Annotated in this window: 26 protein-coding genes and 1 tRNA gene; 14 read left to right on the top strand and 13 right to left on the bottom strand. The window is 37.8% G+C overall.

Going from position 1 to position 26,144, the window contains the following annotated elements; genetic code table 11:
* Positions 1-90: 90 nt before the first annotated feature.
* From JST56_05560 to sufB, 3 genes are all read right to left on the bottom strand, one after another.
* Positions 91-1,713 carry an ankyrin repeat domain-containing protein gene (locus JST56_05560; protein MBS1988429.1) on the bottom strand — a complete coding sequence of 541 codons (1,623 nt, stop codon included), beginning with the start codon at positions 1,711-1,713 and terminating at the stop codon, positions 91-93.
* A 341-nt stretch (positions 1,714-2,054) separates the two neighbouring features.
* Complete coding sequence (locus JST56_05565; protein MBS1988430.1) at positions 2,055-2,792, bottom strand: SufD family Fe-S cluster assembly protein; 738 nt, start codon at positions 2,790-2,792, stop codon at positions 2,055-2,057.
* Between the two features lies 1 nt (position 2,793).
* The gene (sufB, locus tag JST56_05570; GenBank protein MBS1988431.1) at positions 2,794-4,200 is read right to left on the bottom strand and encodes a Fe-S cluster assembly protein SufB; all 1,407 of its coding nucleotides are present in this window, start codon (positions 4,198-4,200) and stop codon (positions 2,794-2,796) included.
* A gap of 218 nt (positions 4,201-4,418) precedes the next feature.
* Here sufB and JST56_05575 point away from each other — a divergent pair, with 218 nt between their 5' ends.
* A complete protein-coding gene (locus JST56_05575) occupies positions 4,419-4,940 on the top strand; it encodes a hypothetical protein (GenBank protein MBS1988432.1) in 522 nt (173 codons plus the stop codon).
* A gap of 17 nt (positions 4,941-4,957) precedes the next feature.
* Positions 4,958-6,076 carry a hypothetical protein gene (locus tag JST56_05580; protein ID MBS1988433.1) on the top strand — a complete coding sequence of 373 codons (1,119 nt, stop codon included), beginning with the start codon at positions 4,958-4,960 and terminating at the stop codon, positions 6,074-6,076.
* Here the strand turns inward: JST56_05580 and mnmG are convergent.
* The 5 genes from mnmG to JST56_05605 form a co-directional block, all read right to left on the bottom strand.
* A complete protein-coding gene (mnmG, locus tag JST56_05585; GenBank protein ID MBS1988434.1) occupies positions 6,071-7,912 on the bottom strand; it encodes a tRNA uridine-5-carboxymethylaminomethyl(34) synthesis enzyme MnmG in 1,842 nt (613 codons plus the stop codon). The genes JST56_05580 and mnmG overlap by 6 nt on opposite strands.
* A gap of 93 nt (positions 7,913-8,005) precedes the next feature.
* Complete coding sequence (locus JST56_05590; GenBank protein ID MBS1988435.1) at positions 8,006-8,617, bottom strand: hypothetical protein; 612 nt, start codon at positions 8,615-8,617, stop codon at positions 8,006-8,008.
* Positions 8,618-8,637: 20 nt separating this feature from the next.
* A complete protein-coding gene (locus JST56_05595; GenBank protein MBS1988436.1) occupies positions 8,638-9,657 on the bottom strand; it encodes an ankyrin repeat domain-containing protein in 1,020 nt (339 codons plus the stop codon).
* 20 nt (positions 9,658-9,677) lie between these two features.
* Positions 9,678-10,706 (bottom strand): ankyrin repeat domain-containing protein, encoded by a 1,029-nt coding sequence (locus tag JST56_05600; GenBank protein MBS1988437.1) that lies wholly within the window; start codon positions 10,704-10,706, stop codon positions 9,678-9,680.
* A gap of 141 nt (positions 10,707-10,847) precedes the next feature.
* Positions 10,848-12,230 carry a deoxyribodipyrimidine photo-lyase gene (locus tag JST56_05605; GenBank protein ID MBS1988438.1) on the bottom strand — a complete coding sequence of 461 codons (1,383 nt, stop codon included), beginning with the start codon at positions 12,228-12,230 and terminating at the stop codon, positions 10,848-10,850.
* A gap of 180 nt (positions 12,231-12,410) precedes the next feature.
* Between JST56_05605 and JST56_05610 the strand changes: the two genes are divergently transcribed.
* From JST56_05610 to JST56_05635, 6 genes are all read left to right on the top strand, one after another.
* Positions 12,411-13,934: a hypothetical protein gene (locus tag JST56_05610; GenBank protein ID MBS1988439.1), complete on the top strand. Its 1,524-nt coding sequence runs from the start codon at positions 12,411-12,413 to the stop codon at positions 13,932-13,934.
* A gap of 168 nt (positions 13,935-14,102) precedes the next feature.
* Positions 14,103-14,312, top strand: coding sequence for a 30S ribosomal protein S21 (gene rpsU, locus JST56_05615; protein ID MBS1988440.1), 210 nt, complete (start codon positions 14,103-14,105; stop codon positions 14,310-14,312).
* A 14-nt stretch (positions 14,313-14,326) separates the two neighbouring features.
* A complete protein-coding gene (locus JST56_05620) occupies positions 14,327-14,755 on the top strand; it encodes a ribosome-binding factor A (protein MBS1988441.1) in 429 nt (142 codons plus the stop codon).
* Positions 14,756-14,767: 12 nt separating this feature from the next.
* On the top strand, positions 14,768-15,784 hold the full coding sequence (locus JST56_05625; GenBank protein MBS1988442.1) for a KpsF/GutQ family sugar-phosphate isomerase: 1,017 nt from the start codon (positions 14,768-14,770) through the stop codon (positions 15,782-15,784).
* The gene (locus JST56_05630) at positions 15,781-16,632 is read left to right on the top strand and encodes a prepilin peptidase (GenBank protein ID MBS1988443.1); all 852 of its coding nucleotides are present in this window, start codon (positions 15,781-15,783) and stop codon (positions 16,630-16,632) included. The genes JST56_05625 and JST56_05630 overlap by 4 nt, the downstream gene beginning before the upstream one ends.
* A gap of 126 nt (positions 16,633-16,758) precedes the next feature.
* A complete protein-coding gene (locus JST56_05635) occupies positions 16,759-17,100 on the top strand; it encodes a hypothetical protein (GenBank protein ID MBS1988444.1) in 342 nt (113 codons plus the stop codon).
* Between the two features lie 58 nt (positions 17,101-17,158).
* On the opposite strand, the gene JST56_05640 is transcribed toward JST56_05635, so the two are convergent.
* Positions 17,159-17,638, bottom strand: coding sequence for a prepilin-type N-terminal cleavage/methylation domain-containing protein (locus JST56_05640; protein MBS1988445.1), 480 nt, complete (start codon positions 17,636-17,638; stop codon positions 17,159-17,161).
* Positions 17,639-17,805: 167 nt separating this feature from the next.
* Between JST56_05640 and JST56_05645 the strand changes: the two genes are divergently transcribed.
* Together JST56_05645 and JST56_05650 are read left to right on the top strand one after the other, a co-directional pair.
* Complete coding sequence (locus tag JST56_05645) at positions 17,806-18,306, top strand: hypothetical protein (GenBank protein ID MBS1988446.1); 501 nt, start codon at positions 17,806-17,808, stop codon at positions 18,304-18,306.
* Between the two features lie 187 nt (positions 18,307-18,493).
* Entirely contained in the window at positions 18,494-19,048 is a 555-nt protein-coding gene (locus JST56_05650; GenBank protein ID MBS1988447.1) for a hypothetical protein, read from the top strand.
* A 71-nt stretch (positions 19,049-19,119) separates the two neighbouring features.
* Here the strand turns inward: JST56_05650 and JST56_05655 are convergent, their stop codons facing one another.
* The 3 genes from JST56_05655 to mgtE all read right to left on the bottom strand — a co-directional run bounded on the left by JST56_05655 (position 19,120) and on the right by mgtE (position 21,936).
* Positions 19,120-19,563, bottom strand: a complete 444-nt coding sequence (locus JST56_05655; GenBank protein ID MBS1988448.1) for a hypothetical protein — start codon at positions 19,561-19,563, stop codon at positions 19,120-19,122.
* Positions 19,564-20,216: 653 nt separating this feature from the next.
* On the bottom strand, positions 20,217-20,549 hold the full coding sequence (locus JST56_05660; GenBank protein ID MBS1988449.1) for a hypothetical protein: 333 nt from the start codon (positions 20,547-20,549) through the stop codon (positions 20,217-20,219).
* Positions 20,550-20,568: 19 nt separating this feature from the next.
* A complete protein-coding gene (gene mgtE, locus JST56_05665) occupies positions 20,569-21,936 on the bottom strand; it encodes a magnesium transporter (GenBank protein ID MBS1988450.1) in 1,368 nt (455 codons plus the stop codon).
* 154 nt (positions 21,937-22,090) lie between these two features.
* Between mgtE and JST56_05670 the strand changes: the two genes are divergently transcribed.
* The 4 genes from JST56_05670 (at position 22,091) to JST56_05685 (ending at position 24,857) form a co-directional block, all read left to right on the top strand.
* The gene (locus JST56_05670) at positions 22,091-23,011 is read left to right on the top strand and encodes an RluA family pseudouridine synthase (protein ID MBS1988451.1); all 921 of its coding nucleotides are present in this window, start codon (positions 22,091-22,093) and stop codon (positions 23,009-23,011) included.
* Between the two features lie 109 nt (positions 23,012-23,120).
* Positions 23,121-23,197 (top strand) — tRNA-Met (locus tag JST56_05675).
* A gap of 80 nt (positions 23,198-23,277) precedes the next feature.
* Positions 23,278-24,180, top strand: coding sequence for an EamA family transporter (locus JST56_05680; protein MBS1988452.1), 903 nt, complete (start codon positions 23,278-23,280; stop codon positions 24,178-24,180).
* 149 nt (positions 24,181-24,329) lie between these two features.
* Entirely contained in the window at positions 24,330-24,857 is a 528-nt protein-coding gene (locus JST56_05685) for a carbonic anhydrase (GenBank protein ID MBS1988453.1), read from the top strand.
* A 118-nt stretch (positions 24,858-24,975) separates the two neighbouring features.
* Here JST56_05685 and JST56_05690 read toward each other — a convergent pair whose 3' ends face one another.
* The gene (locus JST56_05690; protein MBS1988454.1) at positions 24,976-25,947 is read right to left on the bottom strand and encodes a collagen-like protein; all 972 of its coding nucleotides are present in this window, start codon (positions 25,945-25,947) and stop codon (positions 24,976-24,978) included.
* Positions 25,948-26,144 lie beyond the last annotated feature (197 nt).

Consider the following 26,144-nt stretch of genomic DNA (forward strand, 5'->3'; position numbering starts at 1 on the left):
GACAAAATAGCCTAAAAAATTCCAAGGAGTATGTAAAATAGAAAATACTCAGGGTTATTGTCAGCGTAGAATAATAAATTTTTTTCAAGGTTACTTGAGGTTACTTTTTAAAGTAGCAAGATTTTTAGCTAAGTCTTTTAGCTTTTCTTTAAGTGTGCGTAGTTTTTTCTTGAGCTTAGATAAATTTTCAGTCAAAGGATCTTTTATTTTTTTCCCTTTTGGAGGAGGGTTATTTTTTTTGACTTTTGATGGTGATCCACTTGGTGATGAAGAAGATGAAGGTGGACTGCTAGATTCTGGAGCTGATGAGTGAGTTACTTTGTTCGGTTGAGCATTTGTCGTATTAATAAGATTGATAACTTGATTAAAAAAAGGTTGGTTATTTTTATTATTTTTGTAAGCATTTTCATTTTTAATCAAATCTTCAAGACCATCTTTGTGTGCGCCATATTCAAGAAGTAATTTAATGTTGTCATTATATTTTGTAATATTTTTATTGGTTAGAGTTTTTATCGTATCGATAAGTTCTTGAATGGGCGTCTTATCGGCAGAATTTTTTAGGTTAATGGCACTTTTTGCTTCAGTTTTTTCTAATAAATGAGTAAGAATTTCTAGTTTATCTACTGCTGCATGAATGAGTGTATTGTTCTTTTTATCTTTACAATTTATATCTGCTTTTAACTCGAGAAGAGCTTGAACATTCTTGAATGTGTTATGATCACATGCCAGAAAAAGTGGTGTTTCGCCCTCATCATTTTTACTATTAAGATCTGAAAGTAGTGGCTTGTACTCATCGTACGTTGCAGCGGATTTCAGATAAAATTTACCCTCTGGTACTGAGGCCAAATAGTGCATTAATCTAGATCCAGATGAATTAAGTATTTCATTGTGCTTTTTTAACCGAATAATATTCTCGAATGCATAATTCAGAAGGATCCCAATTGAATATTCAATCGCTGTATCACATACTGTTTTAAAGAGGGATTCTGTGACTTGTCTGAGCATCTTTGTGTAGGGGTCAGTTTTTTTATAAGTATATATTTTGGTCAGGTCTATAGATGTGCTATAAAGAAAATATACCGCAATTTTTTCTGCTCTAATTCCTGCTGTGCCTGGTATTTTTTCCAAGGCAATATGCAGAGGAGTTTTACCATATTTATTCACTGCCTCAATATTCGCTCCAGCTTTAACAAGCGTTTCAAGCAGTCCTAGATCGTTATCACTATAAGCAAAAACGTGGGTCATTGTACTATTGTCCGAATCAACATATTCATTTATTTTGTTTTTGTTATTCATGAGCCAATCTGTTAAGTCTTGAGCATACTTATTGTCATTAGCAAGACTTTGAATGGGAATCATTTCTGAAGGCTTACTGTTTTCAATGAGCGTATACTTATAAAATAAGTCGGCATTCTTTCTTAATAGCAATTTGACCGTATTCGAGTTTTCTCTATGATTTGTTTTGTCTACAATATTAATGGCTAATGCAAGCGGAGTTGCATGAGGGATCTTTGCGGTTTTCCCATTGTTTTGCGTAAATTCTACGTCACCCAGATCTGCATTTACTTTGTCATCATCAATCTTAGTCAAGGTCATTGCTTTAAGTGAATCTATAATTGTTTTTTTTTCGAATTCATTGAGGGCCATTGCGCTATCAAATAAAAATAAGCTAGAAATAATCATGCTTAAGAACAAAAAATAGTTTTTTTTCATAAACATCTCCTTTTTTCAAAGAAATTTTCAAAATTCAAAACAATAATTTAATATCATAATAGAAAGAATTAGGGGGGGGGTGTAAAGGAAAAAGATTTCTAATTAAATTTGTGTTTGTATCGATAGACAAGGTCTTTGGTGCTTGCCAATTGATATGGCGCGCCTAAAAGCTTCGATTCTTGGATACAATCGCCTACATTGGTATGATCATGTTTTGATTTTAAACGTGAAACAAATTTTAGTTTTTGGATCTTAACCAAAGACCGGAGGAGAGCTTTTGGGGTATGTCAGTGAAAAATCAGTTACTACTAAGAAATAGTAACTGATTTAAAAAATTTTGATCAAATACTCAGAAATGCATCAACAAGCAAGCGTTGTGTTGCTTGAGCATTGATTCCGCGGCTTTCGAGATAAAAAATATCATCGTTATTGAGCTTGCTGACCGCAGCTCCATGTCCGCACTTTACATCGTTTGCTTCGATTTCAAGTTGAGGAATTGAGACTGCTCGTGAGCCGTTACTCAGAAGGATGTTTTTATTTTCAAGATGAGCATCGGTATGCTGGGCAGCCTTTTCAACCTTAATCATGCTATTGCAAAACAGCTTTGATTTCTGGTCAAGTACCGCTCGAACACTCAGCCGACTTGTGGTGTGTGCCGCATGGTGGTGTTGAAGCGTTGTGAACTTGAACACTTCACTTCCTGCGCTCAAACAGGCGCATGAAAGTGTTGCTTGAGCTTGCTCGCCTACAAGATTAATCGTTAATTCTTTTTCAACAATAGGAGCACTGGTAAGTGATTGTACACTCAAATGTTCTGTTCCCGCTTCAGGAGTAACACGCATGAAGTAATTGAGGTGTGCTTGTTCGTGAACGATAAACGTGAACTGATGCATAACTGATTGTTCAAGTGAACCATACGTGATTAAATCATCACAGAGCGTTACGTTGAGATGTGCTGGTACTTCGATAGTAAGCATAAGTTCAGTTGGAACTGCTGTTTGTAATTGAGCAGCAAGTATTTCTTTGAGGCTTACTGGAGATTCTGTTTGATTTAAGATAATTTTTTGAGTTGTCTTCATGTTATCCAATGCTGTCTTCCATTTCAAGTTCAATCAATCGATTCATTTCTACCGCATATTCCATTGGTAACTGCTTAACAAATGGCTCGATAAATCCGTTTACAATCATGGTGCGTGCTTGCGCTTCTTCAATGCCGCGGCTCATCATGTAAAAAATCTGATCATCACCAATTTTGCTCACCGTTGCTTCATGCCCAATTTCAACATGATCTTCATTGATATCAATAAATGGATAGGTGTCAGAGCGTGATTGTTCGTCAAGAATTAATGCATCACATTGTACAAATGATTTACAATTTTCAGCCCCATTAACCACTTTAACGGTGCCGCGATAACTCGCACGACCGCCCTTGGTTGAAATTGATTTTGAGATGATGCGTGAGCTGGTGTTGGAAGCTAAGTGAATAGCTTTTCCTCCTGAATCTTGAATTTGGTCCGATCCGCTTGCAACGGCAATTGAAAGAATTTCAGCTTTTGCACGTTCACCTTTCAGGACAACCGCAGGATATTTCATAGTAATTGCGCTGCCAAGGTTGCCATCAATCCATTCAACCAGAGCGTCTTCATGAGCTTCTGCCCGTTTGGTAACCAAGTTATAAACATTCTTGGACCAGTTTTGGATTGTAGAGTATCGAACGCGCGATTTTTTTCGTGCAACAATTTCAACAACCGCGCTGTGCAGCGAGCTTGAAACATAGTTAGGTGCGGTGCATCCTTCAACATATGAAACAAATGCTCCTTCATCAACAATAATGAGCGTTCGTTCAAACTGACCCATTTTTTCGGTGTTGATGCGGAAGTAGGTTTGCAGAGGGTCATTAATATGTACGCCTTTAGGAACGTAAATAAAGCTTCCTCCGCTCCAAACAGCGGTATTGAGTGCTGCAAATTTATTATCATTGTAAGGAATTACAGTGCCGAAGTACTCTTCAAAAAGCTCAGGGTGTTCGCGTAATCCGGAGTCGGTATCAAGAAAAATAACGCCTTTTTCTTGCCATTCGGCTTTGAGGTTGTGATAAACCACTTCAGATTCATATTGTGCGCCAAGGCCAGCCAAATGTTTTTTTTCAGATTCCGGAACGCCAAGTCGATCAAAGGTTCGCTTGATATCTGCGGGAACATCTTCCCATGAGCGTTGGTGTGGCTTGCGTGGCTTAACATAATAATGAATGTCGTGGACATTGAGCTTAGAAAGATCAGGTCCCCATTTTGGCATAGGTCGTTGCATGAAATGTTCAAGCGCTTGGAGTCTTTTTTCAAGCATCCACAGTGGTTCATTTTTTTTGGCAGAAATTTCGCAGACGATTTCTTCGTTCAAGCCAATATCAGATTTATATTCATAATCTTCAGCATCATGAAACCCAGCGGTATATGATAAATCAAGATTAATTTCAGAATTTTTCACCAAGTTCCTCAAATCGACCAAAAATGTGTGGGAATTAAGCCTTTAAACCTATTCTTAAAGTATAACGGATTAAATTTTTTTAAAAAGGGCTGGCTTGGCCAGGTATCAAGATTAGACACTATTGGTATGAGTGCTGATACCCTTTTGACAAAATGGTATCGTTATTATATTCTATTTGTAATGTATTATTTATTTTTGTCTTTTTAATTTGGTTTTTTAATATGAAGATTTTTAGTGTTTTGCTGAATTTAGGCATAATTTTTTTAGGTATTAATGCTTGCTTTGCAATGCAGGATAATTCACTTGAAGCGCAAATTGCTCAGTATAGGGCTAAACATGCTCAGGTGGTTAGATGCGTAGAGCAGTCAGAGGGTACCCAGGTTGCTCAAAGTGATAATAACAAAAACAATAAAATACGCCGTAAGATTCTATCAAACAACTGCGATGTTCTTATCCTTAGGCTTAGTGCTCCAGAATTAAGCAGTAACAAAGAACAGATTAAAAAAATTGTTGAATCCGAAGTTGCTGATATTAAGTATGAAATTAAGCGAGAAAAAAAGAGTGGTAGGCCTTGTAAAAAGACTTTAAAGAGGCTTGAAAATAATAAGCGAAAGCTCGAATCATTTATTGGTGATCAAGATTTAGATGATGATCAAGATTTAGAGTTTCTGAATCGATCGTTAAAAAAATGTAAATTTGACGATGAAACTGAGCAGCTTGATGATGACATGGTGGATGGGTAAAAATCATGGGAGTTTTTATGAATAATTTAAATAGAGCAAAAATACTTATTTTTTTGGCAAGTATAATAACAACAGGTAGTCTTTTTTCAATGAACCAGACTTTTATTCAAGTAATAAGTCAGAGTTATGGGAATACTATTGTTATAAATAATGCAGGATCAAGTCCTATTATAATTAATGATGTAATGGATATTGTTACTTCAGATGATGATGAAATGGATATTGATACTTCATGGTTAAATGAAGTGTCTACAGCTCAAAATGATATTTTACCCCTCAGTAATAGTCATGAGGTGGTCACAACCGGATCAAGTAATAATTGTGTTGATTTATCCGAGGTAGAAGATAATAGAAGTGATGATGAAGGAATTATTAATTCAGATACTCTTGAGCCACTTACATGTGCCATGTGTCAGACTGAGTACGAAGAGCAAGATGTTAATATGAATATATCTTGTTGTCAGGGGTATCATGTTTTTTGTACTGCATGCATCACTGACTGGAAAAGAACTAAAAACAGCTGCCCTACTCCAGGGTGTACAAATAGACTTGATCAGCTGATTTCAAATAATCATACACAGGGTTATTTAAAAAACTTAGAGCAATCTCTTACCGAACATGATGTTCGAAAAAAAAATGTACTTAAATTTTTTCTCAAGAAGAAACAAAATCAACCAACTGTTACATTGCCGCGTATTATTGTGAATCTTGATCAAGAGTATCAAGGTAATGCACCTCGTAATACACGTCGCAATATACCAAGAATTCATGGGGATAATAATCGAATTAACCCAAGAAATAATAATGGGCAAGCGAGTAATCCTATTGTGATAGAAGGCAATCCTCGAGGCTTGGGCGGTTCAACCTCAAATCGGTTTTTTAGGTTGAATAATGTTGCTCCGGATATTCAAGAAATCATAATCATTGAAGATGATGTGGTTACTCCAATAAATAACTCGAATGTCGTAGGAAATAGCAATACGAGTAATACAGTTGTTGACGCTCCTCATCAAGAAAATCAGAACAAGAAAGATCAGGTTATTTCTCAGGAAGTTCCACATGAAGGACAAACGGCTGATGATTCACTATTTTCATCAGTGAGATCAACTGTTCAATCGTATTGCACGATTTCATAGTTGGCGTGTTTTAAAGATAAGAATCGAAATTGCCGCAGGTGTCATGCCTTGAATGAGCTGCGCCTGCGCAATAGTCTTTGGTTTATGGTAGATAAGTTTTTGTTGAAGTTCTTTAGTGAGACCCGACATTGAGGTGTAATCAAGTGTCTCGGGAAGCTCAAGGCATCGATAGCGCTCAGCTTTTTCTACTTCTTGAAGTTCTTTGTCTATGTAGCCGGTGTACTTGATATCTGCGTGAATAGCTAGAAGAGCGCGGCTAGAAAACCCAACCGTAGAGATGTTTTTTTCAGCAAGTAAAGTAAAAAGCTGTTCTTTACATTCTGCTCGAACTTCAGGGTTGAATTCAATCGAGTTAAAAAGTTTAAAAATTTTGCTCAAATTTCCAGCATTACGAATAAGTTGAATGCTCTTTTCAATAAACGATTTCTCGTTCAAAAATTTTTCATATAATTCATCAGAAATGAGTCCAAGTGATCTGCCGTAGGGCATTAAGCGTAAAAACACATTATCTTGTCGTAAGAGCAGGCGTCGTTCTGCACGAGAAGTAAACATGCGATAAGGCTCATCAGCGCCCAGCATAATCAGGTCATCAATCATGATGCCGATATAGCTTTCGGTTCGCTTTAAAATAAACGGCTCTTTGCCTGCTTGCTGTAAGTGAGCATTAATGCCGGCAACAATACCTTGTCCTGCTGCTTCTTCGTATCCGGTGGTACCATTGAGTTGACCGGCTAAAAAGAGGCCACGTACTGTTTTAGTTTCAAGTGTATGTTTTAAATTATTTGGCTGAATAAAGTCATATTCAATAGCGTATCCACACTTTGAAATGACCGCATTTTCTAAGCCTTTCATGCTTCGAATGTATTGATATTGCACATCAAGCGGAAGCGAGGTTGAAAGACCTGCAGGGTAGACTTCGTCAATATCAGCCCCTTCAGGTTCAATAAAAACGTGATGGCCTGTGCGGTCAGGGTAGCGGCCTACTTTATCTTCAATAGAAGGGCAGTAGCGGGGACCGGTCCCCTTGATATTACCGCTATAAAGCGCAGAAAGGTGTAAATTTTTACCAATGGTTTCATGGGTATGCGGGTTAGTTTGTGCAATAAAACAGGGAATTTGTTCTTTGACTTCAAGCTCATCAAATTCGTATAAATAGTCTAAAGGCTCATTTTCTTGTTGTTCTAGCTGACTGAAATCGATACTACTCCGCAAGAGGCGAGGCGGTGTTCCTGTTTTAAGTCGGCCAACAGGTACACCCATTGCATGAGCAATAGAGTTGGAAAGTCCGTAAGAAGCCTCTTCGCCACGGCGACCAGCGCGGTAGCGTGTGCGGCCAACGTGGACCAATCCGCTCATAAAGGTTCCGGTAGTTACCACCACGCAAGGGGCGGTAAATTCTAGGCCATCGGCTGTTCGTACTCCAGTAATCTGGCGCTTGCCAAGCTCTCCGGTGGTTAAAATTTCAGCAGCCATGTGCGGCAAAATAGTTAAGTTGGGGAGTTTTAAAAGCTCTTGGGCAGCAAGCTTGCTGTAAGCATATTTATCAATTTGTAGGCGTAACCCTTGTACTGCAGGACCTTTGCGCGTATTGAGCATGCGGGCCTGAAGGTAGGTTGTTGAGCATAAGCGTGGCATAAGGCCACCAAGAGCGCTTACCTCATAGACAATATGCCCCTTGCCAAGACCACCAATCGATGGGTTGCAGGGCATGGAGGCTATTTTATCCAAGTGGAGTGTGAGAAGGAGTGTTTTGGATCCCATTTGTGCGGCGGCATGAGCAGCTTCTACACCGGCATGTCCTCCGCCAATAACGATCACATCAAAGGTTTTTTCCATTTTTTTATTTTAGCCGATAATTAAGTTATCAACAAGAGAAACCCTTGTTTTATAGCTATATTCTATGATTTTAAGTTTTTATATACGCCAATCTTACACATAGTGATAAAGAGGCTGATTGAATTCAGATTTTCCAGCGTAGGCGACAATCCAGCTTTTTTGGATACCAATCATGAATAAGTAATTCACTAAAGAAAAGTTCATTGCCTTGATTGCCGCTTGCGTTTGTGCAATAGCATAAAAAGTACAAGGAGCATAGATTGCAAGAGAAAGAAGTCTAATTTTTTCTACGTCAACCACAGAAAGTCCTGCTGTATGTGCATAATAAATAAGTTGTATGAGATTGTCGTTTTGGAGTGGGTTACAAAAACATTCATAAATGCTTTGAGGTAGTGAGATATTATTTACATAAAGATACAAATTTATACCGCGCTTAAAGTATTGCGCTTCAGGGAGCACTTTAAGCTGCAAGTTTTCTGGTAAATCGAGTAAGTAGTCAGCAAGCAGAGCTACTTCATTGTTTTGTAATAGGGCGTTGAAGAAGATTTTTTCTTTGGAGATTTCAAAAAGTGAATTTTGAAAAAAAGAAAAATTATAGTCAGGAGTAAGGTCAAATGATCTTTCAAGTCTCATAGCGTTTGATTTAAATTGAGTTGATCCTGTAATGATAATCATCAAAAATAACATTAAATTTTTGTTAAACATGAGTTGCAGTAGCCTTTTTTTTATACTATAGGATTTGTTGAAGAACTCAAAAAACATGTCCAATTAGAGGATATGCTTTGATAAATGTGATAATAAATTTCATGATAATTGAGGCTACGAGCCTTAATCGCACTTGTTATTTTATCTATAGAATCTATATCGAAACACTCGATGAGTGCATTGACAGCATTAATGCTGCCTTGTTCTACTGCAAGGTCCAGTGCTGATTTATTTTGATAATCAAGAGCCGATGGGTTTTGATTATCAAGCTTTGCAAGCTTTGCAATGATTGCAGGATTATTGTTGTAAGCTGCTTGCATGAGTGGAGTTCTTCCAAAGATATCAGGGGTATTGATATCAACTCCCGGTGCTTCAAGTAATTGCAAAACAATATTGTCCTGTTTTGAATGCAAACCAGATATGATAGCGGATACTCCTTCATTACTAATAAGCCAATTTGGATGTACGCCAAGAGCTAAGAGGGCTTTGACCATATCGGGTTTATTGTTGTGAAGAGCAAATTTCATCTGTTGAATGCAATTGAACCAACTTCTTCCGTAAATAGCCAGCGAAAGCAATCGAATAGCATCTATCTCAATAATGGTGAGTCCTGCTAGATGGGCACAATTTATAAGTTGAATGAGGTTATTTCCATACAAAGGATTGCAGAAGAGTAGCTGAATGGTGTTTGCAGTGGTTTTGTCGCATTGAGCAAGAAGGTCATAGATCTTTTTATAAAAAAAATTTGCGTCATATAAAATTGGAAATTGAGCGCTTCCAATAGCATTTCTCAAATATATTACATAATTATGAACATATTCATCCGATAAAAGCGCTCTGCAAAAATCTCTGGGATGAGTTATTGATGGCTGTTGGTATTGAAAAGAGTAGCTAATATAGGGTGGATAAAATTGTTGAATACTGGAGCTGTTGGGTGTTGCTGGAGCCGTAGAGCTATCCATATCCATAGCATAGAGTGTGCAAGAAAAAATCGATAATGGTATGAGAGCTGCAATAAGTTGGAGTTTTACTGGTTTCATGAAAGTCCTTCTGAGATTGATTATGAGATGCATTGGCTTTTAAAATGAGATATAATTTGTCGTGCTATTGTTTTTGTTGCAGCAAGGTCTAATGCTCGCTTATCGTTTGTGTTTCGAAGTGATAAATCAACATTAGGAAACTTTTCAAAAATAGCAGCAAGAATTTTAGAATCGTTATTCTGCGCTGCAATCATAACTGCGGTTTCGCCAGCCGTCGTTTGTATATCGATATTAAGCAAAGGGTGGTTCAGTAATAGTTTACAGACCTTGAGATTGCCGAAAGAGACTGCATGATGGAGCGCTGTCCATCCTTCAAGTCCGGCTTTTAAATCTTGAGCATTTATATCGATTTCTGAGTGCTTGAGCAACATTGCAACAATATCGGTCCATTCTGCTCTAACAGCAACCATGAGACCTGTACGTCCGTACCTGGTTATGACGCCATTTACAGGGGTGCTTTGCAAAAGAATAGCATGTGTTTTTTTTTGATTTCCTGCAAAAATTGCATTTTTTAATCGTACAAGAAGGTCATAGTAATTTTCAGATTCTGAACCGAATAAGAGAATAAGAATTTTTTGGAGATGACCGATTTGATCTGGTGATAATCCAAGTTGGTGTGCACGATGAGTTATTGCAATCAGATTGTTATCAAACAAAGGATTTTCAAGAAGCGTAATACTTGCAAGTGTAAGGTTGTTTTGGGGTATGCGTAAAATTTTTGCAATCTTTGAACGAACGAAGGTTGTTTTTTGTTGAATTGTTTTAAGGGGGGTACCAGTGCTGAGTCCTCGAGCAATAATCGAATCCCATGAAATGAGTAATATTTCTAAATTACTTCGTGTAAGTTCTTGAACTCCCTGAGCACAAAGCTCTTTGAATTGTTTATTTGTTGATATCCAGAGGCTTTGAGTAGCTGCAATTGCTGCTTCATCAATTAAAAAATTGGAGTCAAATGCAGATTTTGAAGTTGTTTTTCCTAATGCTTTTGAATGCATACCGTTGAGTGGAGAAAAAAGCATATACATGCAAAGAAATAGATAAATAAGCATACAAGAAGCCTTAATTAAAGAGTGAGCTCTGGCATCAGTTCAAGAGAATATACGAAATTTGTTTGATACTGTGAAGGTAATACGAAAATTATGATGTAAGTAAAATTATGATTTTTTCATTATTATTGAGTTTTTATTTTTTTATCTTGCTTGTTTAAACATAAGCTTTGCTTCAGTTGCTGCTTGCGTATGATCGACTATGGGCGCTGGATAGTTACAACTATATTTTGTATGTGCTACAGGCCATGTATGAATATCTTTTACGGAAACTTTTTCAAGTTCAGGAACCCATTGCTTGATATACAAGCAATCAACATCAAATTTTTTCTGCTGCAGCCACGGATTAAATATTCTGAAATATGGTTGCGCATCGCACCCTGTTGATGCTGCCCATTGCCAGTTACCATTATTGACTGCAGGGTCGTAATCAATAAGTTGTGTTGCAAAATATCGTTCTCCCCAGCGCCAATCAATGTGCAAATCTTTTACTAAAAATGAAGCAACAATCATGCGGACACGATTATGCATAAAGCCGGTTGTATTGAGTTGGCGCATGCCAGCATCAACAATCGGAAATCCTGTTTTACCAAGACACCATGCTTCAAATTTTTTTTTGTTATTTTCCCATTCAATCGCATCAAATTTTTCATGAAATGCATGACCAAAAACATAGGGAAAGTGATGAGCGATATGGGTAAAAAAATCACGCCAATAGAGTTGCTTAATCAGCGGGTGGCTTGCGCCAAGTTTTTCTTGAACAGCATAAAAAATTTCTCGAACAGAGCAGGTTCCAAATTTATTGTGAGCAGAGAGTCCAGTCGTTGCTTCAAGCGCGGGGAAATCACGTGTTTGGATATATTTTTTATAATTATCCAGGTGAGCAATGATTTTTTTACAGGCAGCCCTGCCTCCATGAATAAAAATATCTTTGTTAGCTCTTGGCATGAGCTTTTTGAGCAGTGATGAATCTGATCCAGGAATAGATCCAGAAAAATAGTTGGAATGATTATTTTTAACAGGTTGTGCAACTTCAAGCTTAGATGCATTACGAAAAAATGGAGTAAAAATGGTATAGGGTTGTTTGTTTGTTTTCAATGCTGTCTCCGGTTCTTGGATTAGAGCATCGGGAAGGCTATAAAAATCGATTGATTCCTTTTTGCACATTTTTACAATTGCTTGATCCCGTCTGTGGGCAAAAGGGGTGTAATCGCGATTAGAAAAAATGGCGTCTATCGATATTTGCTCAATGAGCTTTTCAAGTACTTCGTGTGTTGTGCCGTGAAATAAAAAAAGCTTACCATCGCGTTTTTTAAGTTGCGCATTAAGATCTTCAAGTGACTCAATCATAAACTGGAGAGCATTGTTACTTTTAAAAATGTTTTTATCCGAAACTTGTGCCTGATCAAAAATAAAGCAAGGGATAACTGATTTTGAATTATTAAGAGCTTCGATTAAACCGGTATTATCATCAAGCCGTAAGTCGCGATGAAAAATAAAGAGACTTTTGTTAAATTTTTTTTCCATGTTTACATAGCCCTTTTTTTTATTGCGTATGAAGATCTTAATAATTTTTTGTCAAGTATAATCAACTTGTATGCGCACAATCAATAACTCAGTGCGCTTTCTTGACCGAGCAAGCTCTCAGGTGGTATAACTCAAATGTATTTTCAAGATCAGATGCTTGCCTTTGGTGAAAGGAACTGAATGTCTCTGTTTAAACGTGCAATAAATAAAAAAAAACAGCTGAGTATCATGATCATAGGTGCGATGACGCTTGTTTTTGATTGTCATACGCTTCCGTTGTATAACATTCAAGATACGCAACCTTTTCATACCGTAAAAGGGAGTGATAAATATTATTCAACACTTGAATCAAGCCATATTCAATTTCATCTTTCTCCGTATCATCAGCATGCAAAAAGTGGAAGAAATTTTTGTGGACAAAAGGTTCCCATCGGTGATATTTACGGTAAGTGGAATATGCTAGGGGTATTTTTTGGACCTGCTGGAAAGCCAACCGGGCTTTCAACTGCAAATTTAGACAAATCGAAAGCAGCGATTAACATTCTTTCTCTCCCAATTGTGCCAACTCCTCCTGGTCTTGCAAATGTTGAGGGTGTATATCGAATGGTTGGTGTCGACTATACCAATGAAAATGATTTTAATTCTGAGCGAGATACTTTTGCTTACTATGATTCTGTTCATGTTCGTTATGAACGCATCGGCGTTCGAGGACAAATGTCCTTTGATTTTAAATTTGGCTTGGGTCTTGGTATGCGTAGCGGTGTTGCCGACTACAAGCAAAAAGCTGAATTTAATTTAGCGAATGATTTTAGAAAGCTTGCTGGTCTTTCTTATACTGAAACGGTTGACGGAAAGGTCGTGCAAAAAGAACCATTGCCTGCTACAAAATCTGATGGTACTGCAGGAACTCCTGGCGTTGACGTTCTTGATAAATCTGCCCAATATATTTTACGAAATCTTATGGATGAAAAAATACGTAATCTTATTGCTAAAGATCTGAGTCTTGATCTGGGCGAAGTTCGTGAATCAAAATGGGAAGACACTCATTTGTATATGTATTGGCAGCACCCCTTTGAAATAGCAGATAAAGAGGGTGATTTTTCATGCAGCATAATCCCCTACGTTTCAGCTGGTATTTGGTTGCCAACCGGAGAAGAGCGCAATCCTGACAAGCAATTTTCAATTGCAACGGGCAACGATGGTTTTACCATGGTTACGCTTGATGGGTCCTTGAGCTTTGATTTTCCTGAAATGCTTCAGACAAGCTTTGGTGGAGGCGTTATGTTTGCAAATAAGCGCGAGCTTTCTAATCAGCGCGTACCAACCAGCATCTATCAGACTGGAATTATTCCATGGAAGGCTAACATTCATAAACACCCTGGTTTAACCTGGTATCTGAATGCATCAATGAAGGCTGAGGACATTATTAGTACTTTGTCGGTTTATGTTGACTGGCTATATACCCGACATTTGAAAGATTCAATTACCTTACGAGAGGCTAATACTGACCGTTATAAAGCTTTTTCTATCGGTATCCCTATTTTAGAGCGAGATTCTGAATGGAAGAACCAGCAGGCCTCTGTAGGGTTTAATTATCGCGTTACCCCCCTCCTTTCATTTGGATTTGGCCTTCAGGCCTATATTAGTGGTGTCAGAGTCTACCGCACGACTACTACTATGGGCAGCGTAACTCTGACTTTTTAAGAGTAATTAATCAGGGCGATTTCCCAGCTCAAAAGCCTGATATGCCCTGTTGAGAACTTTAGATACGTCTATTTTGACAAATACAGTAGGATTCAGTAAAATGATGGCTACTAAAGATTTTTTACTGGTCAAAACTTTAATTCCTCAAAAGGATGGTGTTTTAAGCACATGGCAAGAAAACATAACATCGAAATCCAGGTTTCTGGTAATCTTGAAAAAAGCCTTAAACAGCTCAAGAAAAAGATTGAGCGTGAAGGCGTTATTCGCGACATGAAGCGTCAGGTTTATTATGAACCACCAACACAGAAGCGTCGCAAACGTTTGATGCGTTCAATTAAGAATAATTTTATCAAAAATGCTGAAAGCATGCTTTTATAACGGAGACATAAATAATGTCTCAACCTAATAAGCATGGCCAGAGCACTCGAAGTAATATTAAGCAAGATAAACGTAAAAAGCTTTATCTCAGAGAGCTTTCTGTAATTGTTCAAGCACTTGCTGCACAAGAGCCTGCAGTTGCAGAAGTATACGTAACACGTATTGAATTTTCTGCAGATACAGGCATTTGCTTTGTTTATTTTACTTCATTTGTCCCTGATGGCCTGGCCTCATACGAGAAAGCCTTGGAGATCCTTAAATTATATAAAGGCTCCATGCGTAAAGAGCTTGCTCGGACAATTAATGCTCGTTATACGCCAGAGCTTGTCTTTGTGTATGATGAAAATAAAGAGAAAGAGCGTCGTATCCATGGATTGCTTGATAAAGTTCTTGAAGAAGAACTTGTAAGCGTCCAGAATCCTGAGGATAGCGACGAAGAGTAAAGGGGAAGTGGTATGCAGGGTAGCTGCAAGCAACAGATCACCCCAGCATCTGAGCAGCTTGTATTGCACAATGCAATACAGCAGGACATTGTTGATGTCTTGATAAAAGAGGCTCAGGCAATATCTTTTGCTGCTCAAAAACTTCCAGAAACAGCTGTTCAGCTGGTTTTAAAAATTTTAAATACTGTTGGCCGTGTCGTATTTTCAGGCACAGGCAAATCCGGTTTAGTTGCACGCAAGCTTGCGGCAACCTATTCAAGCGTTGGCATTCCATCATTTTTTCTTCATCCGGGCGATGCATTGCATGGTGATTTGGGGATGGTCAGATCGGAAGATCTTTTTATAGCGCTTTCAAAGAGTGCTACCGGTTCTGAATTGGAGCAAATTTTCTCCATTTTAAAAGGGCAAGGCAATAAGACAAGTTTAATTTGTTGTGGTGATGGCAACCTCACTCAGCTTGCCGGTTTAGTGATAAAGCTTCCATTTCAAGGAGAAGCTTGCTTTATGAATCTTGCTCCAACAAGCAGTTCAACTTTGATGATTGCATTTGGTGATGCGATTGCATTGGCGGTGAGTAAGAAAAAAGGTTTTGGGCATAATGACTTTGCTCGATCGCATCCAAGTGGCGCTTTGGGTAAACGACTTACGTTGACGGTTCGTGCATTGATGCATTCGACACAAACGCTTCCATTGTTGCCTGTCGATTTGCCCTTTAAAGAAGTGTTAGCTGAAATATCTTTACGCAAACTAGGTGTTGGCTTAGTACTTGATCAGCTCGGTCATTTGAGTGGCATCATAACTGATGGTGACTTGCGTCGCGCTTGTGAGCAGGGACCTGTGGTGTTTGACCGTTGCGCTGGTCAGATTATGTCTACAGTGCCAAAGACTATTGAAGTTGCTAACCTTGCTTACGATGCGCTTTTGATTATGGAAAAATTTAACATTACCTCTCTTGTTGTAGTGGATGCCCAAAAACCAGTAGGTGTTGTGCATATTCATGATTTAGTTAAAGCAGGTTTGCGCTCATGAGGCCTTTGTTGATCCTTAATGAAATTATTATTGTTTTATTTGGATTAGTATGGGGTTCATTTTTAAATGTTGTTGCTTATCGAGTTTTATATGATCAACCATTTTTAACTTCGCGTTCATACTGCCCTGCTTGCAGATGTGGTATTGCTTGGTATGATAATATTCCACTTTTTTCATGGATATTATTGCGAGGTAAATGCCGTTTATGTCGGGCCACCATTTCTTGGCTTTATCCCTTCATCGAACTACTGACGGCATTCATAGCGTGGTCTCTTTTTTTTAGGCTACCCGTTGAGGAGTTGGGTATTTTTGAATTTGATTTTTTTAATCAACCGTTTATTGATGTTATTTCGCAGCTTTCTTCTCAAGTTATAGGTTATCAATTAGCCTATGGATTATTTTTTTCAGCCCTTATTATTGCCGTTCGTACTGACTTTGAGGCAATGGTAATTCCGCAACTTTTCTCTATTTACTTAGTTCCTGTTGGCTTTGTCTGTGCAATATTTGGATTACTGCCAATTTCCGCCGGAGCCAGCTTGATAGGTGCTTTTTTTGGATATGGAATTTTATGGGCTGTTGCCAAAATTTTTACCTACGCAACGGGTAAAGATGGAATCGGAGTTGGAGACATGGAGCTTCTTGCGTTCATTGGCTCATTCTCAGGCCCCTCGGGGGTATGGATTTCCTTGATGCTTGCATCAATTATGGGTACACTTTGTGGCGGTATCTATTTAGCAGTGACCGGTCAAGGAAAAACAACCAAAATTCCGTTTGGACCATTTCTTGTACTTGGTGCTGTTGGATATATTCTGTTCGCTTCTACGTTTCTTAATGTTTTGCTTATTTAAAGCGCATTTTTTTCAATGAATCGGATAGTAATTGAGAGCAATCCTATCAATGGTCTGCTTAAATTCGATACCATTGAGATAATAAAAATTATTTTTAGGTTAAAATTTTTCGAATTAAAGGAGTCAATGGTGACTGATTTACTTAAAACAAATTTAGAGGCACGCTCTGTCTCGCTTAGTTCTGGTTTGTCTAATTTAGCATTATTTGGGGATGAAAAGGTTAACGCTCAGGGGATTTATTTGAACCCACGTCAGTCGTATGAAAATACTACTGATGGGCAAAAGGTCGTTATTCTTCATGTCTTTCAAGGCGTAGCTGATTTTGAGCTGAGCCAAGAAGGACAGGAATTATTTAAAACCGAAATATCTCGAAGTGATATTCTGGTTTTGCCAAAAAATTCTTCGTATAAGATTTCCAATTACAATAAATCAAATTTTATAGCATCTGAGCTGGTTGTTCAGCGCTAAGCTTTGAAGTATTAAAAAATTGATAATCCCCCAGTTTAAAGTCGGGGGATTTCTACTTTTAGTCGAGTCCATTTTGTATGTGAGAAATAGTTCGATTCTGATCAATTTGCCAGATATCAAGTTTGCCATTTCCCAGTAAGTCAGCAGCAGCTCTAATGATAAAACCGCTCTTATCAGCACGAGTCTGACCTAAATCATTTTTTGTAGTACCGCATTTACCGGTGAAGTAATTAATGCCTTCTGCGCTATCTGAGCTATTAAAACCGTAGGTATAATAAAATTTTTCTTGTTTGCCACCACCCAGGTACCCCTCTGGTTTCCAGCCTAAGCCGTGCTCGCCGGCAAGATTATTTGTATATTCGGTATGTTGTGCGTAGTACGATAATTCTGCTGTATGCAATGATGCCAAAAAGACCGCTGCCTCAGCTTGCTTTGCTCGTGCTTGATATTTAAAACATTGTGGAATAGCAACAGCTGATAAAAACGAAACAATTGCAACAACAATCATTAATTCAATCAGTGTAAAACCTTGCTTCATAGATCCCCTTTCCCCCAAGATCATTTTTTTTGATATTTTAAGTATCGCATAGCACAATGAAGCGGTGCAACTTTTTTCTTTGAGAGCTGTTTGTTTATGTTACACTTTTTTTGTGGTTATATTTTTGAGAACAGGATGGTTTAATCAAATTAAGAAAGTGAGAAAATATGAAATTGTTTTATAGCATAATTTCTTATAGCATACTCTTGTTGAGTGGGTCAGTTTGTTTCGGTATGACTGCTCAAGAGATTGCAGATCTTCATATGGAGAAAAGGTTACTTGCTTGTTATCAAGGAGTAGCTGTGGTCAAAGAGCTTAATAATCTTGCAGTTATAATGCGATCAAATAATGAGGCTGCCTTATCTAAATCACGGGTCAAAGCTTGCGAATATGAAGATGGTTGCTCGGATAAAAGCGCCATTAAATCAACTTTACTTGCAGGACATGATGGTGCACATGCCGGTCTTGAAGCTTATAAAGAAGCAATGCAAAATTTGCCCGGTAATATGATGGAATTTTTGCGAGACAAGTTCCAAAAATTACGTGCAATTCTTTTGAGCTCAGATAATGTTGAAACGGTTAATGACATGGTTGAAAATATTAAGATTTACGATCAACTTACTCAACAACTCATCGAAAACCTCAAAGTTGATTTAGAGCACACTTAAGAAAAAGCTATTACGAAGATCTTAAGGCGTAAACTTATGTCTGCTGCATTTGATAAATTCATTTGCGCACTACTTCATATTTTAATTTATTATTAAACAAGTATCTTCTATTCCAATCTGATGTTAGACTACTAACCCTTTTTCACATACATGGTTAATAATTTTATTTTTAAGTAGGATGTTTATAATGTTACGTAAATTTTGCAGTCTTTTTATATTTGTATTAGCAGGCTTAGTTGGATGTGCTTGCGCTGAGGAAGGTGTTGATTCTCTGGTTACAGCAGTAAGAAAGCTAAGTGTTGAGTATTCAGAGCCAATCAATGAAATGAGTTGGGCTGAGAAAGAAGAAGCCTTACGGTTGCTTAACCGTATAGACTTTATTAGTCTTGACCTTTTAGCAATTAAAGGTGCTGCGCAAAGTTCAGCCTATAGAGCTGCCCAAAGCTATCAGTTAAATTCTCGGAACAAAAAAGCAATTAAAAAAGTAATAAGCTTGGCAATAAAACATGCAAGTAAATTTTATGATTTATTTGATACAGATTTATCTTTTTTTCCAGAAGAGATACAGGTTACCATTAAAAATCAGGAGCAACATTTACAAGCTCTTTATTATGATACTCAATCTATCCAGAGTGTTCAAGGTGCTCTGGATAGAATTGAAAGTTTTCATAAAGCAACTCAATATCTTATTGAAGTAAGCTTATTTCATTTTTTAAGAAGCACATACCCACAAATGTTTTAGGTTTTGTTGATTTTTTATCGTAGTCATAAAATTTGCTTCAACAAAGGATAAAAAAGACGAAAAATTCAGAATTAATCCTGATCTTCTTCGATAAGCTGTTGCTCAGCTGCAGCTATATTACTTAAAGAACTTGATGATGCTGCAATGGCTTTTCCTTCTCGTACAATTTTACTCAGGGCGTCTCTAACGCTATCAACTTTATCCATATCTGGAGCAGTAACTCCCATTTCATTTTCTATTGCTGATAGTCGACCGTTCAAATACATAACCGCTTTAAGTAATTGCTTGAGACGTATATCATTAATTATGAAAGCATCCCATAATAATTTAGGAGGAAAGACGCCCTTCTTCAATAACATAGCCTGAGTTTCACCAAAACCAACCTTTGGCAGACCAGAAAATTGAGAAATTTTCTTTTTATTTTTATTTTTTCCAATAAAAGGTAAGCAGTATCCTGAATGAGTAATGCCAGCGATTATCAAAGAAAAACTTAAGAAATATAGAACTTTCTTCATGACAATATCTCCTTTAACAATAATAATAAGATTTTTCTACAAATTAATAATATGTAATATAATTAGATTATACACTTAATATATTTCAAATGTAAATATATTAAGTATTTTGACTTCCTTTGCTCTCCGTTGTGTAGGCAAGCAACCCATAAGCTGTGGCATACAGGGGGCTTTCAGCACATCAGGAATTGAACACAAGACCCTATTGGCATAGCTTCCAGGAATGCCAATAGGCACTATCTTCTTAAAAAGTTCAGCCGTTAAATTTTTCATGTCATGTAATAATGTGTCTTTATCAGTTAAAACCAAGTCTGCCGGCATAAATTGCTTCAGTCTAAATTCAATAGTCTTATCTAAAAAAGATTAAAAAGCTCTTCAGATCGAAAATGTAAAATTTCTGAAGATATGCTCAACAGAATATGAATCCAAGAAAATTAAAGATTCTTTGAAGCAGATGAACTTTATACCTTTGGTTAACGTTAACAAGTGCAGATCGAAAAACAATTTTGAAAAAGTTTCATCTCGACACAGGTGGATTCTTGAACGATCGATTGACTGGCTTAATCATTTTCGATCAATTCGCATTCGCTGGGTAAGGTGCCAATCATCGGTTTTGGCTTTATGTCAATTTGCCTGTTCTTACAGGCTTTTTACTATGTCGGGAATTTTAGTATGAGTTCATAGATTGGATAACTATTAAAAATGACATAAAAATGAATTGTTGGTTTAGATGTTATAATTCTACAAAGCTCTTTTTGAACTTTCATCTTTGTAAGAGAGCCTTGAGTTATAAGTTTTTCAAGCACATTTATTGACTCTTCAGATGGCAAAACATATGTTGTGGGCTTGAATCCTAAAATAGTAAGTATTTTAAAATTCATCCTTGGCAAAGACGGTGCAAGCCCTTTTTCTTGAACTTTTTTCATCATCTCTTTAAACGCATCTTTAGTCTTGAACACTTCTATATGCTTTTTAAATCGGAACATGCGCTCATTTTTTACATTTTTACCAACCGAATATTTTACTGCACACAAAACAGTATATCATCACCCCCAAGATATCCATGAGTGTTGCTAAAAATGGTGCTGCAGAGTGTGCTGGATCGATATTTAAGCGGTCAAGAAGCAAGGGGATTAGAGAGCCTGAAACAATCGAAACAATAACGATAAGAAACAACGATAAGCTTATTGCCACAGCACTCACCGCATCGTAATAGGAAAAATAAACACGTGAAAAGCCAACAGCAAAAAGCGTTGTCGCTATTAAAAATCCGACCATAAGCTCACGCCACAAAACGCGCCAGGCATTGTGTCGTGACATTTCTTTGGTTGTTAGACCACGAATAACAAGCGTTGCCGACTGGTTGCCTGCATTTCCACCAGTCCCAATAAGCATGGTCAGGAAGATTGAAATAATTGTAAAATTACTCAACAATGAATCGTAACTTGCAAGAATTGCACTTGAAAAGCTTTGAAATAAAAGTAAGCCAACAAGCCAAATACCTCGTTGCCAAACAAGCTTCCAAAGCGATGTTGCAAAATAACTATGTTCAACCGGCACCAGTCCAGACATTTTATAAACGTCATCACTACCTTCTTGTTTAATAATCTCAAACATATCATCTGCAGTAATAACACCTAAAAAATGGAGTTGTTGATCGGCAACCGGAGCAACCATTACGCCATAGTGATGCATTTGGTTTGCCACATCTTCCTGATCTTCACTCACATAAACAATAAATTCATTTTCTTTTAAAATATGAGCCAATGGTGTCTCTGGCTTATTAAGAACCAACATATCAAGCGTAACAAAGCCAACAAGAACATTATCTCTATTGGTAACAAATATACGCTCAGTAAGCATTTTATGCGCGCTAATTCTTTGTAGAAGGTCAACGCTTCTCTTGACCGTAAAATCTTTTTGAAGCGTAATAACATCGCTATTCATACGTCCACCCGCAGAACGAGGGTTGAACGTAAGCAGTGAAATAATTTGACTACGCTGTTTTCCTTGCAAAAGCTTGAGATATTTTTCTAAATCTTCATCGGAAAGATGGTCAAATAGATCAGTCAATTCATCAATTGGCATAGACTTAAGAAAAGCGGCTACATGATCAATTTCAACCTCGCTCAACAACTCAGCCTGGAGTGGCTCGGGAATTTTACGAAAAACCTTAACCGAAATCTCTCGCGGAAGCTTTTTAAACAAGGCAACTTGATACTTGAAATCAAGCTTAATCATAAGCATAGCTATGTCAGCATGATGCTGATCAAGCAAAATTCGCCACAAATCTTTGCCCAGGGCAGTATCTTCTTGAATAATAGCAGCAATATTATTCTCAACTTGAAAGAGAATTTTCTTTATTTGAAGCATGACAGACTCCCCAGTGAGCAGCCACTGACAAATTCCTATTTGACTTTGACCTACCATAAAATATAATGAAAAATACCTGTTTTGGATAGGGGTGTACGATTATTTCAGATAGTATGCGCTTTATTGGCATAATTTTATTGTAAAGCATTTCATCATGAATCAAAAAGAAATCATTACCCTATGCGTCCAAGCGGCGCAAATAACTGGAGAAGTGAGGCTTGATAAGTTCTTACACGAGCAATTTCCTGCATATTCACGGTCATACTTTCAGCAGCTTATCTATGATGAAGCTGTTTGCCTTAATGGAAAAATCATAACTAAACCAAGTGCATCACTAAAAATTGGCGATATCATCACCTTTACCTTTCCCGTGCCTCCTAGCTATAAGGCTATACCTCGAAAAATAGACTTTCAGGTTATTGATGAACAACCTGACTTTTTAATTATTAATAAACCGCCTGGCTTAGTTGTTCATGCTCCAAGCGCAGGATCGATTGAACCAACCCTTGTTGATGGCCTATTACACCTGTTTACAGAACTCATCGACTTTAATGATATGCAACGCCCAGGCATCGTCCATCGCCTTGATAAAGATACGTCAGGACTCATGATTATAGCCCGCACCATCCCTGCTCAGTATGAGCTTGCAAAACTATTTAAAGATCGATCAATTGAAAAAACCTACCTTGCTGCTACTCAGGGAGAACCTAAATCTGAAGGTGTAATCAATGTACCTATTGGCAGACACCCAAATCAGCGTCACAAAATGGCTCCATACGGCATTGCTAGCCGAGAAGCAACCACTTTTTATACCGTTTTAAAGCATTACGATGAAGCTTCACTTATTGCCGCACGAATCATTACGGGAAGAACCCATCAAATCCGTGTTCACTGTGCATCAATTGGCCACAAAATTCTGGGCGATCAAACGTATGGAGTAAAATCCCCACTTATTAACCGACAGGCATTACATTCATGGAAACTAGCATTTAGCTATAAAGGCAAGCATTATCGCTATGTATGCCCCGTTCCAGAAGACTTTAAACAGCTCTTACACAAATTAAATAATTTATAATGCTTTTATTCATTGCTTTATTCTTTGAATGTCGTATAATGAGGTTGTTGTTGAGAAAACAGCCATTCAGGCTTGTTCACTACATCATTTAAATTCGATTAAAACTCATCGCGGGGTAGAGCAGCCTGGTAGCTCGTTGGGCTCATAACCCAAAGGTCGCTGGTTCAAATCCAGCCCCCGCAACCAAATTTAAGAACCGCAGCAATTCAACTGCGGTTTTTTTGTGTTTAACAAATAAAAATACAACCTAAAAAAAGTAATTCGTTATGATTTTAATCCTTTTATTGCATATTATTTATGGAGCAACCTTTACAATCAGTAAAATACTCATCTCTTACGCTACTCCAATTTTGGTTATTGGCATTCGAATGACACTTGCAGGATTTTTATTGTTAGGATTTTCATTTTTTCTGGATAAAAATCGGATAAAATACAACTTTTACACAATTTCTAACATATGTGCGCTGGCATTTTTTGGCATATTTTTACCCTATGCACTCAGATATTGGTCTTTAAAATATCTGACCGTGCTGAAAACCTCATTGATTTACAACCTGAGTCCTTTTATTTCATTTATTTTTGCGTACTTATTTTTGAATGAAAGGATTTCCTGGAAAAAAATTGCTGGAATGACGCTTGGATTTCTAGGCGTTATCCCAATTATTATGGCTCAAAGCAGCGCCGAAGAATCGATTAAATCTTTTCTTTTTGTCTCATGGGCAGAAATAGCAATGCTTGTATCAGTCAGTAGTTTTTGTCTTGGATGGGTAATCTTAAAAAAATTTATTTCAAAGGAATCTATCTCATCATTTGCTCTTAACGGCAGAACAATGATTATTGGGGGCATTCTCTCTCTAATTACTTCATGCTTATTTGAACAAAACTTAACAATAAAAGATCCAGTAAATTTTTCCTTCTGGCTCATTTTAATTATACTTATGACAAACGTTACATGCTTTTATCTGTATTCATATCTTCTGAAAAAATACTCTGCAACGCTCATATCATTAGGAGGCCTTCTTGCACCACTATCAGCAGGATTCACAAGCTGGATCTTACTTGGTGAAAAAATTACCATCGATAGCCTAGCGAGTGGCATATTCATTGTGATTGGTTTTTTAATTTTTTACTTAGATGAAATAAAATCTCTTCAGAGCCCTGAAAACTAATCACTCTCTGTCCCAATGAACTATTTTATAATGATGCAAACAAAAAGTCGTAAAAAAATTAGAAAAAGCCCTTATTGCCTCTCAACAGATCAAAGATCACAATCATGACTAATATTATTTCAAACAACAGAGAACATAGCTTACTCGATATTCGTTCTCGGGGTGATATTCCACAAGAATACCAAAACACACCCATCGGCCTCTTACTCGAATATCACAACTTAAATCGTGAATTTGACAGTTACGATAGCGCTCAATTGCTTGTTGGCATGTGCATGGATAACCGCAAACATTTACATATCCCTGAAAATTTTTCATTTATTATTCGCGCTGGCGGTGCCAACTTACGGCCCAGTGAATTTAAAATCTCTTATGTGATTGCAGTAGCTGGCATACGCTATATCGCTCTCATTGGCCACGACCAATGCTCCATGGTTAATGTTATGGCGCGTAAAGAAAGATTCATTCAAGGTCTTATTGATGGCGCTGGATGGGATCGAGAAGAAGCCAAAAGGTATTTCTTGAAATTTGCTCCAATGTTTGAAATTGGCAATGAGGTTGATTTTGTCCAGAGTGAAGCAAAGCGCTTACGACTGAAATATCCAAAGATTGTTATCGCTCCACTCATCTATCGCGTTCAAGAAAATCGATTGTATCTGATCGAAGAAATTGAATAATTCAAAAATTCAAGATAGCTTTAAAGCAAGAGAGGCTCCCTAAATTTGAGAGCCTCTCTTGCTTTAAAGCTATCTTGAACAACCAAATAGTATCAAGAATAGTTCATTATCAAATCACTTATGCTAATTGAATAATCTTGATTGCTGCATTAAGCGCACCATCTACCGTCAATGCAACCGATACTCCTGATACGTTAACAAGAGTAATTGAGTGACCGCCTGAAAGTGTTGCAATAACAAAACCATCAACAACTTGTGATGTTAAATTACCAACAAGACCTTGAATATCCGCTGCAAATTGAGATCCTGTTATCGTCGTTCCATTGTCTCTCAATTCAAATTTAAAAGCATCACCTGAAGCAGGTTTACCACGTGCATGGAATTCAATTAAATAAGTACCATCAGATGGAACTTGAAGAGTATCAGTTCCTGATCTTAGTATACCGGCTGAAGTACCTTCAATATTAAAATTAACTTTTCCATTATCAGTAATAGTGCGAGCGACAGTATTTCCAGAGAAAATATATCCAAGAACGCCGCCTTGAGCTCCTGTTGCACCTGTTGCTCCCGTCACACCTGTCGCACCAGTTACTCCGGTTGCTCCTGTTGAACCCGTTGCTCCTGCTGCTCCCGTTGCGCCTGTTGAACCTGTTGCTCCAGTAGCCCCCGTTACACCAGTAGCTCCAGTTGCACCTGTTGAACCTGTATCTCCGGTTGCTCCTGTAGCACCTGCTAAACCTGTATCTCCTGTTGCCCCTGTTGCTCCTGTTGCTCCCGTAGCACCTGTTGCTCCAGTTGGCGCACCTGAAGGACCTGTTGCTCCTGTTACTCCAATGCCTGTCGCACCGGTTGCACCAGTTGCTCCTGTATCTCCAGTTGCCCCTGTTGCACCTGTTGCTCCCGTAGCCCCTGTTACTCCAGTAGCCCCTGTTGGACCAGCATCTCCTACAGGACCGATAAATCCAGTTGCACCTGAAGGCCCTGTGGCACCAGTAGCTCCAGTAGCTCCCTTTTCTCCCTTAGGACCCTTAGGACCTCGAGGACCAATAAGCCCTCGGGTTTGAGCATGATTGTCAATAGCATCTGCAATATCATTGACCAATTTCTGCTCTGCTTCAAGATTTTTTAATGCATCTTGATACTCTAAAACATGTGCAATCTTTTCAATCAGCTCATGATCGGCATCATGATGTTTAGCGTGCACCTCTGCAGAAATGCCAAAACTGAAAAAAAGTACTAATGTTGCACCTTTTAACCATGTAGACTTTTTACAAAACTCCATACCTC

The sequence above is a fragment of the Candidatus Dependentiae bacterium genome (assembly GCA_018266175.1).
In the GTDB taxonomy this organism is placed as follows: Bacteria; Babelota; Babeliae; order Babelales; family RVW-14; genus JAFEAY01.

Bases quoted from the DNA above. Each gene is read 5' to 3' on its own strand.
- JST56_05630 (MBS1988443.1), top strand. From the start codon at position 15,781: ATGAGGCCTTTGTTGATCCTTAATGAAATTATTATTGTTTTATTTGGA.
- JST56_05605 (MBS1988438.1), bottom strand. From the start codon at position 12,230: ATGGAAAAAAAATTTAACAAAAGTCTCTTTATTTTTCATCGCGACTTA.
- JST56_05610 (MBS1988439.1), top strand. From the start codon at position 12,411: ATGTCTCTGTTTAAACGTGCAATAAATAAAAAAAAACAGCTGAGTATC.
- JST56_05655 (MBS1988448.1), bottom strand. From the start codon at position 19,563: ATGAAGAAAGTTCTATATTTCTTAAGTTTTTCTTTGATAATCGCTGGC.
- JST56_05645 (MBS1988446.1), top strand. From the start codon at position 17,806: ATGAAATTGTTTTATAGCATAATTTCTTATAGCATACTCTTGTTGAGT.
- JST56_05670 (MBS1988451.1), top strand. From the start codon at position 22,091: ATGAATCAAAAAGAAATCATTACCCTATGCGTCCAAGCGGCGCAAATA.
- JST56_05590 (MBS1988435.1), bottom strand. From the start codon at position 8,617: ATGTTTAACAAAAATTTAATGTTATTTTTGATGATTATCATTACAGGA.
- JST56_05580 (MBS1988433.1), top strand. From the start codon at position 4,958: ATGAATAATTTAAATAGAGCAAAAATACTTATTTTTTTGGCAAGTATA.
- JST56_05575 (MBS1988432.1), top strand. From the start codon at position 4,419: ATGAAGATTTTTAGTGTTTTGCTGAATTTAGGCATAATTTTTTTAGGT.
- JST56_05600 (MBS1988437.1), bottom strand. From the start codon at position 10,706: ATGCTTATTTATCTATTTCTTTGCATGTATATGCTTTTTTCTCCACTC.
- JST56_05595 (MBS1988436.1), bottom strand. From the start codon at position 9,657: ATGAAACCAGTAAAACTCCAACTTATTGCAGCTCTCATACCATTATCG.
- JST56_05560 (MBS1988429.1), bottom strand. From the start codon at position 1,713: ATGAAAAAAAACTATTTTTTGTTCTTAAGCATGATTATTTCTAGCTTA.
- mgtE (MBS1988450.1), bottom strand. From the start codon at position 21,936: ATGCTTCAAATAAAGAAAATTCTCTTTCAAGTTGAGAATAATATTGCT.
- mnmG (MBS1988434.1), bottom strand. From the start codon at position 7,912: ATGGAAAAAACCTTTGATGTGATCGTTATTGGCGGAGGACATGCCGGT.
- JST56_05660 (MBS1988449.1), bottom strand. From the start codon at position 20,549: ATGTTCCGATTTAAAAAGCATATAGAAGTGTTCAAGACTAAAGATGCG.
- JST56_05620 (MBS1988441.1), top strand. From the start codon at position 14,327: ATGTCTCAACCTAATAAGCATGGCCAGAGCACTCGAAGTAATATTAAG.
- JST56_05635 (MBS1988444.1), top strand. From the start codon at position 16,759: ATGGTGACTGATTTACTTAAAACAAATTTAGAGGCACGCTCTGTCTCG.
- JST56_05565 (MBS1988430.1), bottom strand. From the start codon at position 2,792: ATGAAGACAACTCAAAAAATTATCTTAAATCAAACAGAATCTCCAGTA.
- JST56_05650 (MBS1988447.1), top strand. From the start codon at position 18,494: ATGTTACGTAAATTTTGCAGTCTTTTTATATTTGTATTAGCAGGCTTA.
- rpsU (MBS1988440.1), top strand. From the start codon at position 14,103: ATGGCAAGAAAACATAACATCGAAATCCAGGTTTCTGGTAATCTTGAA.
- JST56_05680 (MBS1988452.1), top strand. From the start codon at position 23,278: ATGATTTTAATCCTTTTATTGCATATTATTTATGGAGCAACCTTTACA.
- JST56_05640 (MBS1988445.1), bottom strand. From the start codon at position 17,638: ATGAAGCAAGGTTTTACACTGATTGAATTAATGATTGTTGTTGCAATT.
- JST56_05625 (MBS1988442.1), top strand. From the start codon at position 14,768: ATGCAGGGTAGCTGCAAGCAACAGATCACCCCAGCATCTGAGCAGCTT.